Annotated in this window: 12 protein-coding genes and 1 pseudogene; 11 read left to right on the top strand and 2 right to left on the bottom strand. The window is 63.0% G+C overall.

The features are described 5' to 3' along the window. The first annotated feature begins 94 nt into the window (after positions 1-94). From B3N48_RS17875 to B3N48_RS17840, 8 genes are all read left to right on the top strand, one after another. Positions 95-1306 carry a CaiB/BaiF CoA transferase family protein gene (locus B3N48_RS17875; protein ID WP_296185950.1) on the top strand — a complete coding sequence of 404 codons (1212 nt, stop codon included), beginning with the start codon at positions 95-97 and terminating at the stop codon, positions 1304-1306. Then, positions 1303-2079 carry an enoyl-CoA hydratase-related protein gene (locus B3N48_RS17870; protein ID WP_296185948.1) on the top strand — a complete coding sequence of 259 codons (777 nt, stop codon included), beginning with the start codon at positions 1303-1305 and terminating at the stop codon, positions 2077-2079. Before B3N48_RS17875 ends, B3N48_RS17870 begins: the two co-directional genes overlap by 4 nt. A gap of 29 nt (positions 2080-2108) precedes the next feature. Beyond that, positions 2109-2900: an enoyl-CoA hydratase-related protein gene (locus B3N48_RS17865; RefSeq protein WP_296185947.1), complete on the top strand. Its 792-nt coding sequence runs from the start codon at positions 2109-2111 to the stop codon at positions 2898-2900. Positions 2901-2955: 55 nt separating this feature from the next. Further along, the gene (locus B3N48_RS17860) at positions 2956-4281 is read left to right on the top strand and encodes an MFS transporter (protein WP_296185946.1); all 1326 of its coding nucleotides are present in this window, start codon (positions 2956-2958) and stop codon (positions 4279-4281) included. 36 nt (positions 4282-4317) lie between these two features. Then, entirely contained in the window at positions 4318-5226 is a 909-nt protein-coding gene (locus tag B3N48_RS17855) for a LysR substrate-binding domain-containing protein (protein WP_296185945.1), read from the top strand. 92 nt (positions 5227-5318) lie between these two features. Then, on the top strand, positions 5319-6152 hold the full coding sequence (locus B3N48_RS17850) for an oxidoreductase (RefSeq protein ID WP_296185944.1): 834 nt from the start codon (positions 5319-5321) through the stop codon (positions 6150-6152). 22 nt (positions 6153-6174) lie between these two features. After that, on the top strand, positions 6175-7113 hold the full coding sequence (locus B3N48_RS17845) for an AraC family transcriptional regulator (RefSeq protein WP_296185943.1): 939 nt from the start codon (positions 6175-6177) through the stop codon (positions 7111-7113). Between the two features lie 263 nt (positions 7114-7376). Continuing rightward, on the top strand, positions 7377-10001 hold the full coding sequence (locus tag B3N48_RS17840; protein WP_296185942.1) for a GAF domain-containing protein: 2625 nt from the start codon (positions 7377-7379) through the stop codon (positions 9999-10001). A gap of 102 nt (positions 10002-10103) precedes the next feature. Here B3N48_RS17840 and B3N48_RS17835 read toward each other — a convergent pair. Together B3N48_RS17835 and B3N48_RS17830 are read right to left on the bottom strand one after the other, a co-directional pair. Further along, positions 10104-10250, bottom strand: a pseudogene (locus B3N48_RS17835) (amino acid permease); the annotation flags it as partial. A gap of 211 nt (positions 10251-10461) precedes the next feature. Further along, complete coding sequence (locus B3N48_RS17830; protein ID WP_296185938.1) at positions 10462-11346, bottom strand: LysR family transcriptional regulator; 885 nt, start codon at positions 11344-11346, stop codon at positions 10462-10464. 79 nt (positions 11347-11425) lie between these two features. Here B3N48_RS17830 and B3N48_RS17825 point away from each other — a divergent pair, with 79 nt between their 5' ends. From B3N48_RS17825 to B3N48_RS17815, 3 genes are all read left to right on the top strand, one after another. Further along, the gene (locus tag B3N48_RS17825; RefSeq protein ID WP_296185936.1) at positions 11426-12136 is read left to right on the top strand and encodes an SDR family NAD(P)-dependent oxidoreductase; all 711 of its coding nucleotides are present in this window, start codon (positions 11426-11428) and stop codon (positions 12134-12136) included. Positions 12137-12189: 53 nt separating this feature from the next. Next, positions 12190-12444 carry a tautomerase family protein gene (locus tag B3N48_RS17820; RefSeq protein ID WP_296185934.1) on the top strand — a complete coding sequence of 85 codons (255 nt, stop codon included), beginning with the start codon at positions 12190-12192 and terminating at the stop codon, positions 12442-12444. A gap of 395 nt (positions 12445-12839) precedes the next feature. Further along, positions 12840-18050, top strand: coding sequence for a DUF4011 domain-containing protein (locus B3N48_RS17815; protein WP_296185932.1), 5211 nt, complete (start codon positions 12840-12842; stop codon positions 18048-18050). The last annotated feature ends 55 nt before the right edge of the window (positions 18051-18105 follow it).

Here is an 18105-nt window from a genome sequence, read left to right as displayed (position 1 = left end):
TCATAAAGTCGATGGCTGCCAGCAGCACGCTTTCCCTATCCTCGACCCACGATGAGAACGGGCACCTTTCAGGGTGCGCAACAGGGTGTTGAAGATGCTGAGCGACAGCTTGAAAAACATAAAGGTCGTGGACTTCTCCCACATTGTCGCGGGGCCGGTGTGCGGCATGCTGTTGGGCGACATGGGTGCTGACGTGATCAAGGTTGAGCCACTGGGCGGCGAGCTGGGTCGGGCGATCGGGCCGCCATGGCAGCAGCGGCAAAGCGTCACGGCGTTGAGCGTCAATCGCAACAAGCGCGGCATCGCTCTGGACCTGAAAACAGAGCAGGGCCGGAGCATCGCGTTGGCGCTCATGGCTGACGCCGACGTGGTGATCGAAAGCTTTCGGCCGGGAGTGATGGCCAAGCTGGGATTGAGCTACGACACGGTGAAAGCGTTGAATCCGGACGTGGTGTATTGCTCGGTGTCAGCCTACGGCCAGACGGGTCCCTGGCACGACCGTCCGGGCGTGGATGGCATCATCCAGGCAGTGACCGGGCTGATGAGCATGCTCGGCGACCCTCAATCGACCCCTGCCAAAGTGCCGATTCCGATCGCCGACATGGTGACCGCCTACCTCGCGGCGATCGCCATTCTCGCCGCGTTGCACGGCGTGGGGCAGCAGGGGCAGGGCGAGCATCTGGACGTGAGTCTGTACAACTGCACATTGATGTTGCAGCACCTGTCGTTGAGCAGTTTTCTGTCCACCGGCCAGGCGCCGGAAAAAACCGGCAGCGCGGCGCCGTACGCGGCGCCGAACGAAGCGTTCAAGACCGCTGACGGCTGGATCATGGTGGCCGCATATCACCCGGCGCGCTGGACGACGCTCTGCACGCTGCTGGAGGTGCCTGAGCTGACGGATGATCAGCGCTTCATCGACAACCCGGCGCGGGTCAAACACCGCGCGGCCCTGCATGCCTTGCTCGAACAGCGATTCATCCGCAGAGGTTCCGAAGATTGGCTACAGCGCCTGGAAGCGCTCGACATCCTGTGCGCGCCTGTCGCCGGCTATGACGAACTGGTCAGCAGCGAGCACTACCGCCAGAGCGGTGTGCAGGTCGATGTCCCGCATGAGGACGCCGGGACATTGCGCATGCCGGGGTTTGCCATCAACAGCCATCCGGGCGCGCCGTTAAAGCCGCCGCCTGCGGTGGGTGAACACACCGCCGAAATCCTCCTGGCGCTGGGCTACAGCGAACGGCAGATCGAAGACTTGGCCGCTGCCGGTGCCGTGGGTGTCCGGTTGCCTCAGGAGTCGATGGCATGAGCGACGCGAACGTCACCTTGCAGCGGCACGGCGCCGTGGCCCTGGTCACCCTGGCCAGTCAAAACACCCTCAACCCGCTGACCAGCGCCTTGATGACAGAGCTGGGCGCGGCGCTGCAAGCCCTCGACCACGACAGCGAAACCCGCGCCATCGTATTGACCGGCTCCCCGCGCGCCTTCGCCGCCGGTGCCGACATCCAGGCCATGGCCGGAATGACCTACGCCCATGCCGTGCAGGACAACTACCTGGCCGCCGAATGGCAGGCCGTCAGTGCGCTGCGCAAACCCCTCGTTGCGGCGGTGCGAGGGTATGCGTTGGGCGGCGGCTGCGAGCTGGCAATGATCTGCGACATCGTCGTGGCCGGCGAGAACGCGCTGTTCGGTCAGCCAGAAATCAAGCTCGGCCTGGTGCCGGGCGCAGGCGGAACCCAACGCTTGCCGCGCGCGGTCGGCAAGTCGCTGGCGATGGAAATGAACCTCAGCGGCGAGCCGATCACCGCAACCCAGGCGCTGGCCTCAGGGCTGGTTTCCCGAGTGGTGGCGGACGAGGACGTGGTGGACGTGGCCCTGTCAGTCGCGCAGTCCATCGCGCGGCATTCGTTGCCGGTGTTGCTGGCAGTCAAGGCTGCCACGGCGCGCGCCTTCGAGACCTCCCTGGCGGAAGGCCTGGCCTACGAACGGAGTGCATTTCACGGCTGCTTTGCCCTGAACGACCAGCGTGAGGGCTGCGAGGCGTTCCTTGAACGGCGCGTGCCGCACTTCGACCATCGATAACCCGACGATTCTCAAGAGAGTGAGCTTCCATGAACCCTGAACAAGCAGACCTGATCCTGATCGAACAACGCGCTGCGGTGCTGTACCTGACCCTCAACGGCGGCGAAAACGGTAACGCGCTGACCACGCCGATGTGCGTGGCGTTGGCCGAAGCGCTGGAGAGCGTCAACGGCCGCGCCGATATCCACTGCGTCGTGTTGCGCGGCAGTGGCCGGCATTTCTGCACCGGCGGCAATGTGAAAGACATGCAGAAGGGCGAAGACCTGATGCAGGGCAGCACCGAAGACGTGCTCGATGGCCTGCGGCGTTATCTGCACCGCATCACCTTGGCCATGCAGGCCATCGAAGTCCCCATCATCGCGGCGATCAATGGCTCGGCCATCGGCGCCGGTCTGGACCTGGCGATGATGTGTGACCTGCGCGTCGCGGTGACAGGCGCGCGCCTGGCGGAAAGCTTTCTGCGCTTGGGGCTCATTTCGGGCATCGGCGGCGCGTGGTTCCTGACTCGAGCGGTCGGGTTGGCCAAGGCCATGGAAATGACCTTGACCAGCCAGTTTCACAGCGCTGAAGAAGCCCTGCAGATGGGGCTGATCAATCGCGTGGTCGAGGCAGAGGCCCTTGACGCCACCGTCGAGCAATTGGCGACCACGATTGCCAGCGCGCCGCCCAAGGCGCTGCGCCTGGCCAAGCGCCTGGTGCGTCAGGCGGCGAGCAGTGATTTGCCGCAAGCACTGGAAACGGCGGGCAGCGTGCAGGCCATTCTACTCTGTGGTGCCGAGCACAAGGCCGCCGTTTCCGCGTTCCTCGCTTCGTCTCGGTAACGCGAGGCCGCGCTGCTCACTCGCTGCACCCCTATAACAATAAGAGGATTCACCCATGGACATCGCTGCAATCGCCGCGTCTTATCGGCCCAGCATGTCGCGCGTGGTTGGCACTGCCAGCTTCGGCACGATGCTCGAATACTACGACTTCCTTGTCTACGTCGCGTTGGGCAGCACCTTGCGGGCGCTGTTTCTCCCCGAGTTCGATCCCTTCGTGTCGTCGATTCTGACGGCGGGCACCTTCGGCGTGGCCTACCTGGCGCGACCGTTGGGCACGCTGATCTTCAGCCCCATGTCCGATCGGATCGGCCGCAAGCGCGCGTTCGTCATCACGCTGGTGTTGATGGGCAGTTCCACCGTGCTGATGGGATGCCTGCCCACCTATGGGTCGGCGGGGCTGTTTGCGCCGGTCTGTCTGCTTGTGTTGCGCATCGTCCAGGGCATTGCGCTGGGTGGCGAATATGGCTCGGCGGCGGTCTATGTGATGGAACACGCGCCCCATGCGCGGCGCGGGCTGTTCACCAGTTTCCTGCAAAGCACCGCCAGCCTGGGCCTGTTGCTGGCGCTGCTGGTGGTGTCGCTGCTCAATGTTTACCTCACACCCGCCGACTTCGCCGCTTGGGGTTGGCGGGTGCCTTTTCTTGTCTCGGCGCCGATTGTGCTCGTCGCCACCTACATCCGCCTCGGCATGGAAGAGACGCCGGTGTTCCAGGCGCTCAAGGAGGAGGGTGGGGTGTCGCGCTCGCCACTGGCGGACACCCTGACCAGCCGCGCTTCGTGGAAGAACCTGCTGGTGGCGGTGTTCGGTGCGCAAGGCGGCACCTCGGTGACGCTCTACACCTCGATCATCTACATGCTGTATTTCCTGCAGAACGTGCTGGCCGTGCCGGTGTTCGAAGCCAATCTGTGTGTTGGCGTCGCGATCCTCATCGCAGCGCCTTTGTACCCGTTGTTCGGCGCCCTGAGCGACCGCTATGGGCGGGCGTGGATCATGTTGATCGGCATGATGCTGTGGGCCGCGGCCGCATACCCCTGTTTTGCCCAGATTGTCGCGTCGGCCAAGACTCAGGCCTGGCCTGCCGTGATTGCCTGCGTGACGTTGCTTGCCGCACTGACGGCAATGGTCATGGCCCCGCTGCCCGCGTTCATCGCCGACAGCTTTCCGCCGCAGAGCCGCACCACCGGGTTCGGGCTGTCGCAGCAGATCGGCAACATCCTGTTCGGCGGCTTCCTGCCGATGATCAGCCTGGCGCTGGTCAACTGGAGCGGCAACCCGCTGGCCGGCATCGTCTATTCGATCGTGTCGCTGTTGCCGTGCATTGTGGTGGCAGCGGTCTGGGGTGTACGCATTGACCGCCAGCGCCATTCCGAGCCTCAATAAGCGTCGCCATGACCGGCGTCCGCCTGGAGATGTCCCGTGAACACCCCTGCTGTGAATTCCCGGCCGCTGCCGCCGCTCAATCCGCTCAAAGCGTTCGAGGCCACGGGGCGGTCCCTCAGTGTCACCCGCGCGGCGGACGAGCTTTCGGTGACGCCGGCGGCAGTGAGCCGACAGATCAAGGCGCTTGAGGATTACCTGTCAGTGCAGCTGTTTCGGCGCATGCCCACCGGCCTTGAGCTGACGCCGGCAGGCGAGCGCTACCTGGCGGATATCGTGCCGTTGTTCAATGCCTTGCGTGAGTCCACCAACGCCATCGTCGGTGGCTCGACGCGGCGGCAATTGCTGAAGATCCGCGCCCCGGCCACCTTCGCGGTGCGCTGGCTGATTCCGCGTCTGGCGGGCTTCCACATCGCGCACCCGGCCATTGACGTGCAGCTGACGACGTCGCCTGCGGCGCTGGATTTCGAGCACGAAGACCTTGACGGCGGCATCCAGCTGGGCGGCGGTGACTGGCCGGGGATCGGCACCCAGATGCTCACGCGCAACGAGTTGGTGCCTGTGGTGAGCGCGGGTTTTGCGGCGAATCTGCAGGCTCCGGAACAGCTGGCCGACCAGGTGCTTTTGCATTCCCTGGCCCGGCTTGACGATTGGGCGCTGTGGCTGCGCGAAGCGGGCGCGACTCAGGTCAATCCGTATCGCGGCATGCGTTACGAGACCTCGCTGCTGGCGTACCAGGCGGCGCTCGAAGGTCATGGTGTGGCCATCGCGCAGAAATCGCTCGTGAGCAAAGAATTGGAGGCAGGGCTGCTGCGCATGCCGTTCGATCTGGTGATCGACCGGCAGAGCTTTTCGTATTACTTCGCCTGGCCTCTCAACAAGGCCGAATCGCCGGCCCTCACCACTTTCCGCCAGTGGCTTGGCCAGCGTCATGACTCTTTGTCCTGATAGGAATAGGCAAGGCTTGCAGATGATCCGGCATAGGTCGGGATGCGCCGATTCACTACCATGGGCATCAGTCAACCCGAGAGGAGAATCTCATGAATCAGTGCAAAACCCTGTTCATCACCGGCATAAGCAGTGGCTTCGGCAAGGCGCTGGCCAGCGAGGCATTGGCCGCCGGGCATCGGGTCATCGGTACCGTCAGGAATCAGGAAGCGCTACAGGCGTTTCAGGCGTTGTCGGCGGAGCGGGCCCACGGAGTGATCCTGGACGTGACCGATTTCGACCGCATTGACAGCGTTGTGGCCGATGTGGAGCGCCGTCATGGGCCGGTGGATGTCTTGGTCAACAATGCGGGCTACGGGCATGAGGGCATCTTTGAAGAATCGCCACTCGACGACATGCGCCGCCAGTTCGACGTCAACGTGTTCGGTGCCGTCGCCGTGACCAAGGCGTTCGTGCCGTATTTTCGCCAGCGCCGCAGCGGGCACATCATCAACATCACGTCGATGGGCGGCACCATTACGATGCCGGGGATCGCCTATTACTGCGGCAGCAAATTCGCCCTGGAAGGCATCTCCGACACCTTGAGCAAGGAGCTCGCGCCGTTCAATGTCTTCGTCACAGCTGTGGCGCCGGGTTCGTTCCGCACCGACTGGGCCGGCCGGTCGATGCAACGTACGCCACGCAGCATTGCCGACTACGATGCCAGCTTCGACCCGGTGCGTCAGGCCCGTGAAGAGAAGAGCGGCAAGCAGCTGGGCGATCCGCAGAAAGCCGCCCTCGCGATGCTGCAATTGATCGACAGCGCCGCGCCACCCGCCCATCTGTTGCTGGGCAGCGACGCGCTGGGGCTGGTTCGCAGCAAGCTCGAGCAGTCGCTGAAAGACCTCGAACAATGGGAAGCCTTGACCCGGTCTACCGATGGCTGAACCCGTCAAAGAAGGAGTGAGCATGGACAGTGAGGCACAGACCACCCGGCGCATGGTGGAGTTGATGGAGCAGTTGGCGCCGCTCGAAGGCTACAACTTGAGTCCCCTGGACGACATACGCTTCTTGCGTTCCAACCGACCACTGACCCGTACTCCCGTGCTCTATGAGCCTGGCATCGTGATCCTGTGTCAGGGACGCAAGCGCGGCTACCTGGGGGATGACGTCTACCTCTACGACGCCCAGCACTATCTAGTGGTGTCGGTGCCCGTGCCGTTCACCATGGAAACCGACGCCAGCGAAGATGAACCGATGTTCGCCGTGTACATGCGGCTGGATTTCAAGCTCGCTGGCGAGTTGCTCCTGGAAATAGACGAGACATTCGGCCCGACCACGGCTGCGCCCAGAGGCATGTATTCCTCACCGATCGACGAGCGTTTGCGCGAGTCCACCTTGCGCTTTCTCGCCGCCATGAGCCATCCGGTCGATGCGCAGATTCTCGGCCCGTCGCTGGTGCGGGAGATCTACTACCGCATCATTGCCGGCGAACAAGGCGGTTCCATGCGTGCCGCGCTTGGCAAACAGGGGCATTTCGGCAAGGTCAATCGCGCCATCCGCAAGATTCACAGCGCTTACCAGGAGCCGCTGAACGTCGAGACACTGGCCCAGGAAGCCAGCATGAGTGTGCCCAATTTCCATCTGCACTTCCGCACGGTGACCGATTCATCGCCCATGCAGTACCTGAAGTCGACGCGGTTGCACCAGGCACGCTTGCTGATGTTGCGTAATGACATATCGGCGGCCGCCGCGGCGTTTGATGTCGGCTATGAAAGCCCGTCGCAATTCAGCCGGGAGTTCAAACGCTTCTTCGGACGGACCCCGCACGCCGAGATTGCCTGGATGAAAGCGACGTACGCGTTGCCGGAGTCCAGTACGCCGTCGATCTTCGTCTCCTCGCACTAGCCTCGACCCGCAGGCTCCTCGACTGCGAGGGCAGGGAGACCAGATGCCTTCGCTCTTGCATGTGGGCTCGCTGAAATAGCCCTGTTCAAACGGGTGGCAGGACGCCGGTCGCACGCCCGCGCCCCGGTGATGCTTGCAGGTGGCTTTTCTGACACACTGCAAGCCGACCCTGCCGAAAGAGCGCGCCACGCTTCAGCCCTCTTTCCCACCTCCAATTCCAACCCGACGGCGGAAAACGCTTCCGTGGTCGCTGGGAGATCCATTTGCTGACTGTTCCCGTGGATTCACGCGCCGACGAACGCTTGTCTCATGTACTCAATGCCAGTGAGCGCCTCGCCCGCGCAGCATCGGTAGGCGAAGTCGTCGATGTGTTGCGGGACACGGCCCGCGCCACGGTCAGCGCGGAAGGCATTGCGGTCATTATCGAACACAACGGACGCTGCGCTTATGTGGCTGAAGACGCGGTCTCTGCGCTTTGGCAGGGTCAGAGCTTCCAGTTCGACCACTGCGTTTCGGGTTGGGCGATGCAGCACCGCGAAACGGTGGCGATTCGTGACGTCCGGCTCGATCCAAGGGTTCCGCAGGAGGCCTATACGCCCACCTTCGTTCGCAGCCTGGTGATGGTGCCCATCGGCAGACCGGTTCCGGTGGCCGCGCTTGGCGCTTACTGGTCGGAGGTTCGGGACCATGACCCTGACACGATCCATCGGCTGGAAAGTCTGGCGCGACTCGCGACCATTGCGATCGAGAATGCGCGTCTGACCCAGGCGCGTAATCGCGGGGCCGCACTCGCGGCCGCGCAGAACCGGATCCTCGAACTCGCCGTAGAAGAAACGGCCCTGAATGCCACACTGGCCGCCATCGTCCGTGAGGTGGAAGCGCTGTCCTCGTCAGGCTTTCTAGGCAGCATCCTGCTGCTGGACGAAGACGGCGAACGCGTCGAGCACTGCGCAGGCCCGAGCCTGCCCCCTGCTTACAATGCAGCCGTCGAGGGCCTCGTCCTCGCGGCGCAGGTCGCCGGGTCTAGCGCCGTGATGGAGAAGGCAGACATTGCGAATGACCCCCGCTGGACAGTGTTGCGGCACGTGGCCCTCGAACAGGGTCTGCACGTGTGCTGGTCAATTCCGATCCGTTCCACGCAAGGGGCGCTGCTCGGGGTCATCGTCCTGTATCACAGTGAGCGGCGTGAGCCGGTGGCAGGGGATATCGAGATCATCGATTTCGTGGTCCAGACGGTCGGGCTGGTGGTGCACCGCGCTCGGGCGGATTCCGCCATACGGATCAGTGAGGCCCGATTGCGCCTGGCGGTCGACCACGCTGACGTGGGTTTCTGGGATGTGGATTTCGTGCAAAACACGCTGGTCTGGCCCTCACAGACCAAAGCGATGTTTGGCATCTCGCCGGACGTGTCGGTCACGCTGCAGGATTTCTACGACGGTCTGCACCCTGATGATCGGGAGGCAACGATCGGCGCTTTCACGGCGGCCTGCGACCCTGAACGCCGCGCGCTTTACGACGTCGACTATCGCACGATCGGCCGCGAGGACGGCATCGTGCGCTGGGTCGCGGCGAAGGGGCGAGGCGTGTTCGACAGCGCCGGGTGTTGCTTGCGCGTGACCGGCACGGCGATCGAAATAACCCCGCGCAAGGCGGCCGAGGAAGAATTGCGGGAACTCAACGCCACCCTGGAAGGGCGGGTGGCTCAAGCCATCGCTGAACGGGAAGAGGCGCAGAAGGCCTTGCGCCAGAGTCAGAAAATGGAAGCCATGGGGCAGCTCACCGGGGGCGTGGCCCATGACTTCAACAACCTGCTGACCCCGATCGTTGGCACCCTCGACATGCTGCAAAGACGAGGTGTGGGCGGCGAACGCGAACAGCGGCTCATTTCGGGCGCGATGCAATCGGCGGAACGGGCGAAGACGCTCGTGCAGCGGTTGCTGGCGTTCGCCCGCCGGCAACCGTTGCAGACGGTGCCTGTCGACGTGGCGAAGTTGGTCAGCGATATGGGCGATCTGGTGGCCAGCACCACAGGGCCGCAAATCAAAGTGGTCGTCGATGCCCCGGATAATCTGCCGGCGGCCATCGCGGATCTCAACCAGCTGGAAATGGCGCTGCTCAATCTCTCCGTGAACGCCCGTGACGCGATGCTTGAGGGCGGAACCATGCGCATCTCGGCCAGCACCGAGCAGGTTGACCAGGGGCACCGCTCGAAGCTTGCGGCAGGTGAATACCTGTGTCTGTCCGTTGCCGACACGGGCACTGGCATGGACGCCGCCACTCTCGCGCGGGCGGTGGAGCCGTTCTTTTCCACCAAAGGCGTCGGCAAAGGCACGGGGCTCGGTCTTTCCATGGTCCATGGGTTGGCCTCGCAGTTGAACGGTGCCCTGACGATTCAGAGTGCGCCTGGCCTGGGCACTAACGTCGAGCTGTGGCTTCCGCGCAGCCTCTCGAAGCCGACCCCGCTGTTGCGGGTGGTGGAAGCCTCGGAGCCGCGGCTGATACGTGGCATCGCGCTGTTGGTCGACGATGAAGAACTGGTGCGCGCCAGCACGTCGTACATGCTGGCGGAATTGGGTTATCGCGTTATCGAGGCCGCTTCCGGGGAAGAGGCGATGGCGCTGATGGACAGCGGCGAGGCGTTCGACTTGCTCGTCACCGACCATCTGATGCCGGGCATCAATGGCACCGATCTGGCCAGGGTTGTCCGCGCCTCCCGGCCTGGAACGCCGATCCTGCTTGTCTCCGGCTATGCGGAGCGCGAAGGCCTCGACCCGGACCTGCCGCGCCTTACCAAGCCGTTTCGCAAGAGCGAACTCGCGGTCAGCCTGGATCAATTGCGCGGTGATGCTCGCGACGAAGCGCCCGAGGCCGCGATCACCGCGCGCTGACAGGACGAACGAATAGAAGGCCAGCAGCGCCGCGCTCAGCACGGCAATCGCCGGATTTACCGGGCTTGAAGGTGAGCGCTCTGCCCAGGCCCGGGTCGCCCGTGCGTAAGACCCTGCGGTCAGCAATGCGAAACACAGGGCGATCAGCAACGGTACCCAGAGCGCGCCGCCCACTTGACCGGCAATGGTGCCCGCCCGTGCATACACGCCCGCGCCCAGCACGTCGCCCAGTATTAACAACAGCAACATGGGCCCGCTGACCGCTCGTTTGAGCGCCGTGCGAGGCTGAGACGTTTTCGTTGGACATGTGCCACTCCCTGCTTTCGTCCTGTCCGTGAGGGAATCTCGACCGACGTACCGCAGATGACACACGGCTAATAGAAAGATCGTGGCAACCCGGGAAGATTCAGCTTTTTGCATGGCCGCCTCACGCCGTGCACGTTGATTGCCGGCGCGGGCATCAGACGAACATATCCCGCGCCTCATCGAACATGTCGGCGACCGCCTCCGCGACCACCTGGACAGACGCGTTCTTGCGGTCGCGGCTTCGCGTCAGCAGGTACACGTCTCTGCTCGACGGCAGGGCACCGAGGTCGCAGATTCGTAGCGCGGGATCCGCTCGGCCAATGTAATGGGGAATCAGCGCGAGACCGATGCCCGAGCGGGCTGCCACGGATTGCAGGAACTGATCCTTGGCACGGAAAGCCACTCGCGCCCGTGGAAAGTGTTTGGTCATCCACGCCGCCTGGGTCAGGTACGCATCGGCTTCGTTGAAGCCGATGAACACCCGATCGCCCCCCGCTTCAGCCGCGCGACACGCCTCTTCCGTCCCATAGAACCCATAGCCGATGGTGGTCAACGGGCGGGCAATCACGTCGCCGTCTTTCGGTTTGTCGACACGAATAGCGATGTCCGCTTCATGCCGCTCGAGGCTGACCGAACGAAGCGCAGGGGCCAGATCGATGCTCAGCCCGGGAAACCGGACAGTCAGGCTTGGCAGGCGGGCGATGAGAAAGCCGCTGGACAGGCCAGGGGAGGAACTGATGCGGATGAGCCCCGATGGCGTTCCATCGTGCAGACCATTCTTGAGCGCTTCAGCCGCGTGTTCCATATCGCTCGCAGCCTGCAGCGCATGGGTGCCGGCCAGCGTCAATACGTAGCCGTCCGGGCGTCGCTCCACCAGCTTTTCGCCCAGGCTGTCCTCCAGGGAATGCAGGCGTCGCGCAATGGTGGCATGGCTGACGGACAGCATTCGTGCTGCTGCAGAGAGGCTGCCATGGCGGGCGAGGGCCAGAAAGACACTGACATCCTGCCAATCGAGGGCTGTGCGTTTTTGATCAGTCATTGATCGAAGATAGGGAATTTTCGGACAGCTGGCAACGCTCTATCGTTCGCTCACTCAACGAGCATCGAGGAATTCAGCAATGTCAGACTTCAAGAAAGTAGCGATCGTCACCGGCGCCTCCCAAGGCATGGGCGAGGCCATCGTGCAAGCGTACCGGGCAAGGGGCTACGGCGTCGTCGCGACGTCCCGCACGATTCAGCCGTCCCGTGATTCTGGACTGATCACCGTGGCCGGGGACATTGGCGATCCTGAGACCAGTCAGCGGCTCGTCACAGCGGCGCTGGAGCAGTTCGGCCGCATCGATACGCTGGTCAACAATGCGGGCATCTTCATCGGCAAAGCGTTCACCGACTACACGGAAGACGACTACCGCCTGAAGTTGAAGACCAACCTGGACGGGTTCTTCTTCGCGACCCAAGCGGTCATTCCGGTGATGCTGAAACAAGGCACCGGCCATGTCGTGCAAATCACCGCCTCGACCGCCGAGTTCGCCAGCTCACTGTCCCCGGCCTTCATCGCCATGCTGACGAAAGGCGGCATGAATTCGGCTACCAAAAGCCTGGCCATCGAGTACGCGACAAAGGGCATTCGGGTCAATGCCGTGGCCCCCGGCGTGATCCGGACGCCAATGCACGACCCTGCGATGGTCGAGCAACTGGCCGCGTTCCACCCGATGAAAAAATTAGGGGAAGTCGAGGACATCGTCCGTGCCGTGCTGTATCTCGAGGACGCTGCCTTCTCGACGGGCGAAATCCTTCACGTCGACGGCGGCCTCATCGCCGGCCGTTGATCCAGGCGAGGAGGGCGGCGACACCGCTCTCCGCATCCTTTCGGAGAACATCCATGCCCATCGTTAATATCCTGGTGACTCGCGAAGGCACAACGCCTGGTGCACACCGGACCACCGCCGCTCAGAAAGCAGCCGTCTATGAAGGCATTACCGATTTGCTGTTCAACGTCATGGGTAAACCCCGTGAAGACACGACAGTGATTTTCCATGAGCACGAAATCGAGAACATCAGCCAAGGTGGCGTGCCGCTGGCCCTCTATCGTCAACAGCGGGCTGCAAGCACCGCTTCAGGCATCGGCTCGCCGTAGCTGCTGTGACTTCGTCAGTTGCGCGGGGCCGAACATGGGTATTTGACCCAGTTCGGGATTGCGTGAACCGGAAAGCTGCAGCGTGATCGATGGCATGGCGCGTTCCTTATATAAAGTTGACGCTTGAAGTGTGCCCTCAACGCTACCTATTGGAAACGCCGTAAGATCCGATGATTGCTAACGGACTTTCCGGTTGATAGCGGGGTTTGGAGGTATCGGTCAGCGTCCATGCCCCCAAGTGAGGTGGCCGACTAACGCGTTACAGCGCTCTCGACTGCGTATCGCCCGCACATTCGCGCACAAACACATTTCCAACCCGTGTTGACTCGTGGACTATAGGCGCCATTTGGCGGCCTCTTGACGAGGCGCGCGCTCGCCGCTGCAGGAGCCCATGAATGAACATCGAGATCGAGGCGCTGATCGCCCGAAAAATCGGCTTCGCCTCTCACCAGAATGCCGTTCCACTGGTCCGTGAACTGAGCATCAGCAATCAGCAAGACACTCCGCTTGAGAACCTGACCCTGACGCTGAGCAGTGATCCTGAATTCGTTGAGGGCCGGACCTGGCACCTCGACCGACTCGCTGCCGGCGACCGCCTGAGCATCACCGAACGCGACATCAAACTCAACGCCGGGTACCTGTCCGGCTTGAGCGAAAGTCTCACGGCGGACGTGGTGTTGCGGCTGTGCCAAGGTGAACAGTTACTCGTTGAACAGCGCTTTCCCACCGAGCTGCTGGCCCGGACCGAGTGGGGCGGTTTGAATGCAATGCCTGAGTTGCTCGCTGCGTTCTGCATGCCCAATGATCCTGCGGTGGATCGTGTGCTCAAGGCGGCCTCGCAGGTGTTGCGCCGGGCAGGCAAGAAAGACGGCATCGAGGGCTATGAAAGCAAATCACGCACTCGGACGTGGGAGCTCGCCTCTGCCATCTGGTCGGGGGTGTGCCGCTTTGAGCTGAGCTACGCATTGCCGCCGGCCAGCTTCGAGCAACAGGGCCAGAAGATCAGGCCGCCGAGTGTGGTGTTGGAAAATCGCATCGCCACCTGCCTCGACACCGCTCTGCTGTTCGCTGCCGCGTTGGAACAGGCAGGGTTGAACGCGCTGCTCTTGATGACCAAAGGGCACGCGTTCGCCGGCGTCTGGTTGCAGCCGCAGGAGTTCTCGCAGCTGCTGACCGACGAAGCGTCGGCCGTCCGCAAACGCCTCGATCTGAAAGAAATGCTGGTGTTCGAGACCACGTTGGCGACCCAGGCCCATCCGCCGAGCTTCAGTCAGGCCGTGGCCGCCGCTGAACGCCAGCTCGATGACGAGCAGTTCATCATGGCGATCGATGTGCATCGCGCGCGCATGCAGAAGATTCGACCCTTGGCTCTGGTCACTGCAACCGACCCGGCGAAGGAGGCCAATGAGAACTTGCCCGCGGCTGAAAGCCTGGAGGAAGCCCCGGCGCTACCCGGTTTCGATGTCGAGCTCAATGAAACCGAAGCAGGTGCTGCGGGCAAACTCACGCTTTGGCAACGCAAGCTCCTCGACCTGACCACCCGTAACCGCCTGTTGCATTTGCCTGATAGCGCAAAGGGCGTACGGCTGGTCTGTGCCGATCCCGCCGCGCTCGAAGACCTGCTGTCGAGCGGTCAGCGCATTCGTATCGTCCCCGTGCCCGATTTGAACAGCAGCGGTCGTGACATCGCGCTCTATGAACAGCAGAACAATGAAAGCCTGATCGATGAAGTCGCACGCCAGGCGCTCGCGCGGGGCGAGGTCCTCGCGACCCTGGAAAAGACCAGGCTCGAAGCGACGCTGATCGATCTGTTCCGCAAGGCGCGCAGCGATCTGGAGGAGGGCGGGGCCAATACGTTGTTCCTGGCCATCGGCTTCCTCAAGTGGAAGAAAAGCGCAGACGACCCGAGGACCTACTCGGCCCCGCTGATTTTGCTGCCGGTCAAGCTCGAGCGCAAAAGCGCGCTGTCCGGGGTGACGCTGGGCCTGCTCGACGAAGAACCGCGCTTCAACCTGACCCTGCTCGAACTGCTTCGGCATGACTTCGAACTGCTGATTCCGGGGCTCGATGGCGAGCTGCCGGGGGATGAAACCGGTATCGATGTGACAGGCATCTGGAACCGGGTGCGACGTGCCGTGCGCGATGTGCCGGGTTTCGAGGTCAGTACCGAACTGGTGCTTGGTACCTTCTCGTTTGCCAAATACCTGATGTGGAAAGACCTCAATGCCAACGCCGCGCAGTTGCTGCAAAGCCCGTTGGTCAGGCATCTGCTGGAGCCTGATCAGGCCGGTGAGGGTTTTTCCGGGGCCGACGATTTTCCGAAGCCCGAGCGTCTCGATGCCACGGTGACACCTGCGCAGCTGTTCGCCCCGCTGCCTTCCGACTCTTCCCAACTGGCGGCGGTGGTCGCCTCCGGTGGCACGCGAAGCTTCGTGATGGATGGACCGCCCGGTACCGGCAAGTCGCAGACCATCGCCAACATGATCGCCCACAATCTGGCCCTCGGCCGTCGCGTGCTGTTCGTCGCCGAGAAGCGCGCAGCACTGGACGTGGTGTATCGGCGCCTGGCCGAGAAAGGCTTGGGCGAGTTTTGCCTGGAGCTGCATTCGAGCAAGGCCTCGAAGGTCGAAGTGCTCAAGCAGCTGGATCGGGCCTGGGACGTCAGGGACGGCTTGAGCGCAGAGGAATGGGCGCATGAAGCCGGGCGACTGCAAAGCCTGCGTTCACGGCTCAACCAGTTGGTGGAGGTGCTTCATCGACGCTGGCCCAACGGTCTTTCCTTGCATCAGGCGATTGGCCGGGTCGTCCGCGACCATCGCCCTCAGACGCCAAGGCTGACGTGGCCATCGACCACTCGGCACGATGCCGCCGAATACGGCCATCTGCTCGACCTCGCGCGTCGCCTCGGCCTGAACGGCAGTGCCGCACGGGCGCTGTCGGGCCGGTTCGGGCTGCTGTCGCACAGCCAATGGTCGAACGCCTGGCAAGCAGAGGTGGCGGGCGTATCCCGCGAGCTGCCACAGGCGCTGGACGCACTGACTGCCGCCAGTGAGCGGGTGCTGGGCCTCACGCACCTGGCGCTGCCTGCGGCCGAAGTGCCTCAGCTCCAACAGCTCAATGAACTGCTGTCCCTGATCACACAAGCCCATGGCGTGAACCTTTCGTTCGCGTTCGCACCCGATGCCGCCACGCGTATCGAGGCTGCCCGCCGCGCATGCCAGTTGATCGAGAGCTACAGGGAACTGGAGGAAAGTCTCTCGCTCAATTACGCCGACGAAGCGTGCCGCCGTATTCCGTTCGACACGATGCTCAACGACTGGCGTGAAGCCGAAGGCAAGTTCTGGTTTCTGGCCACGTTCGCGAAGAAGAAAGTGGCCAAAAAATTGGCCGCGCTGGGTGGCGCAGCGGGTCTGCCCGATGCACCCGGCGACCTTGCGATTCTGCAGCGGTTGCAGGCCCAGCTTGTGGAACTGGATGCCTTGTCGAGTGACGTGCAATCGATCCCGGGGTGGCAGGGGCTGTCCAGCGACACCGCTCGCATACTCCGCGCCGTCGCCTTGGCCGAGCGCCTTCGCGGGCTATTGAGTGCGCTCGCCGAGTCGCCCGACCACTTGGTGTCATTGCGCGGGGCCGTTGCGCGTTTGGTCGTCGAGGCGAATGAGATGTTGGGACCGGATGGACAACTGGCTGCCGCGTCGTCGGCACTGCAGCAGGCGTTGGCCCGCTATGATGCGGCTGCGCGGCTGTTCGCCGGTCTGGCGGGAACAGCGCCGGACGCGCGGCCTGGCGTTGCTGAGTTGCGCGCCACCGCATTGTCCATTCAACAGCAGGAAGAGCAGCTCAAAGCCTGGTGCGACTGGTGTCGGGTGCGGGAGCAGGCTACGCACGCCGGACTGGCCACTCTGGCCCAGGCAGTGGAAGCAGGCAGCCTGTCGCCCAGCGCGACGGAGGACACTTTTGTCACGGCCTATTCCCACTGGTTTGCCACACAGGGCATCGATGGCGAGCCGCTTCTGCGCAACTTCGTTGCGGCTGAACACATGAGTGACATCAGCACGTTTATTCGTCTCGATGACGAACTGGCGCAACTGACGGTCCGCTATATCCGCGCGAAGCTGTGTGGCCTGATCCCTTCCAAAAACGACATTCCCAAGGGCAGTGGTTTTGCCACGCTCAAGCACGAGTTGCAGAAGTCTCGCCGGCACAAACCCGTGCGCCAGTTGGCGATTGAAATGGGCGATGCGCTGAATCGCCTGGCGCCCTGCATGCTGATGAGCCCGTTGTCGATCGCGCAATTTTTGCCCGCTGACCAGCCGCCTTTCGATCTGGTCATCTTCGACGAGGCTTCGCAGATCGCGCCGTGGGATGCGATTGGCTCGATTGCTCGCGGTCAACAGGTGGTGATCGCCGGTGACCCGCGTCAGATGCCGCCGACCAACTTCTTCAACCGGGGACCGAACGCCGGTGACGATGACACCGCCGAGGACATGGAGAGCATCCTCGATGAGTGCCTGGGGGCCGGGGTGCCGAGCCACAGCCTGAGCTGGCACTACCGTAGTCGTCACGAAAGCCTGATCGCGTTTTCCAACCACCGCTACTACGACAGCAACCTGATCACCTTCCCGGCCGCCGAGACCCGTGCCAGCGCCGTCGAGTGGCGCAGGGTTCAGGGCGTCTACGCGAAAGGCAAAGGGCGTTACAACCAGGCTGAAGCCGAAGCCATCGTCAGCGAGACCGTCAAGCGGCTGACCGATCCTGCGTTCGTCGCGGCAGGTCATTCGATCGGCATCATCACCCTCAACGCCGATCAGCAAAAGCTGATCAACGACCTGCTGGACGCGGCACGCCAGCAGTATCCGCAAATCGAACCCTTCTTCCAGGACACGCAGACCGAGCCGGTGGTGGTCAAAAACCTGGAAACAGTGCAGGGCGATGAGCGCGACTTGATCATGCTTGGCATAGGCTACGGGCCGACCGAACCCGATGCGCAGGTCATGTCGATGAACTTCGGCCCGCTCAACAAGGAGGGTGGATGGCGCAGGCTGAACGTTGCTATCACCCGCTCGCGCCGCGAAATGCTGGTGTTCTCCTCCTTCGATCCGTCGATGATCGATCTGAACAGAACCAATGCTCGCGCCGTGCGGGACTTGAAGCACTTCATCGAATTCGCCCAGCGTGGTCCGAAAGCATTGGCCGAAGCGGTCCACGGCTCGGTCGGTGGCTACGATTCTCCGTTCGAAGAAGCGGTGGCCGAGGGGCTGCGACGTCTGGGTTGGGAGGTCGTCCCGCAGATTGGCGTATCGCGTTTCCGCATCGATCTGGGCATCGTTCACCCCGATCGACCGGGGGATTACCTGGCCGGTGTGGAATGCGACGGCGCCACGTACCACAGCGCCGCCACCGCGCGGGATCGTGACAAGGTCAGGGGCATGATTCTCAAGGGCCTCGGCTGGAACCTGGTGCGGTTGTGGTCCACAGATTGGTGGGTGGACAAGGAAGGCGCGTTGCAAACACTGCATGCAGCGCTGAATGACCTGCTGGCTGAATCGAGGTTGGCGACCGCTTCGCATCCGTCGGATGAACCCGAGCCGATCGTCGGTGCCTAGGGGTGTCGATAGCACAACGTGAACCCGGGCCCGCCGTGGCCCTGGATCACAGCGC

It is taken from the genome of Pseudomonas sp. UBA1879 (assembly GCF_002338065.1).
Classification (GTDB): domain Bacteria; phylum Pseudomonadota; class Gammaproteobacteria; order Pseudomonadales; family Pseudomonadaceae; genus Aquipseudomonas.
The sequence above is the reverse complement of the archived record's forward strand: the minus strand, read 5'-3'. Positions and strand labels throughout refer to the sequence as shown.

Coding starts and splice junctions, on each gene's coding strand:
- B3N48_RS17825 (WP_296185936.1), top strand. CDS start 11,426: ATGTCAGACTTCAAGAAAGTAGCGATCGTCACCGGCGCCTCCCAAGGC.
- B3N48_RS17820 (WP_296185934.1), top strand. CDS start 12,190: ATGCCCATCGTTAATATCCTGGTGACTCGCGAAGGCACAACGCCTGGT.
- B3N48_RS17845 (WP_296185943.1), top strand. CDS start 6,175: ATGGACAGTGAGGCACAGACCACCCGGCGCATGGTGGAGTTGATGGAG.
- B3N48_RS17875 (WP_296185950.1), top strand. CDS start 95: ATGCTGAGCGACAGCTTGAAAAACATAAAGGTCGTGGACTTCTCCCAC.
- B3N48_RS17865 (WP_296185947.1), top strand. CDS start 2,109: ATGAACCCTGAACAAGCAGACCTGATCCTGATCGAACAACGCGCTGCG.
- B3N48_RS17850 (WP_296185944.1), top strand. CDS start 5,319: ATGAATCAGTGCAAAACCCTGTTCATCACCGGCATAAGCAGTGGCTTC.
- B3N48_RS17860 (WP_296185946.1), top strand. CDS start 2,956: ATGGACATCGCTGCAATCGCCGCGTCTTATCGGCCCAGCATGTCGCGC.
- B3N48_RS17870 (WP_296185948.1), top strand. CDS start 1,303: ATGAGCGACGCGAACGTCACCTTGCAGCGGCACGGCGCCGTGGCCCTG.
- B3N48_RS17815 (WP_296185932.1), top strand. CDS start 12,840: ATGAACATCGAGATCGAGGCGCTGATCGCCCGAAAAATCGGCTTCGCC.
- B3N48_RS17830 (WP_296185938.1), bottom strand. CDS start 11,346: ATGACTGATCAAAAACGCACAGCCCTCGATTGGCAGGATGTCAGTGTC.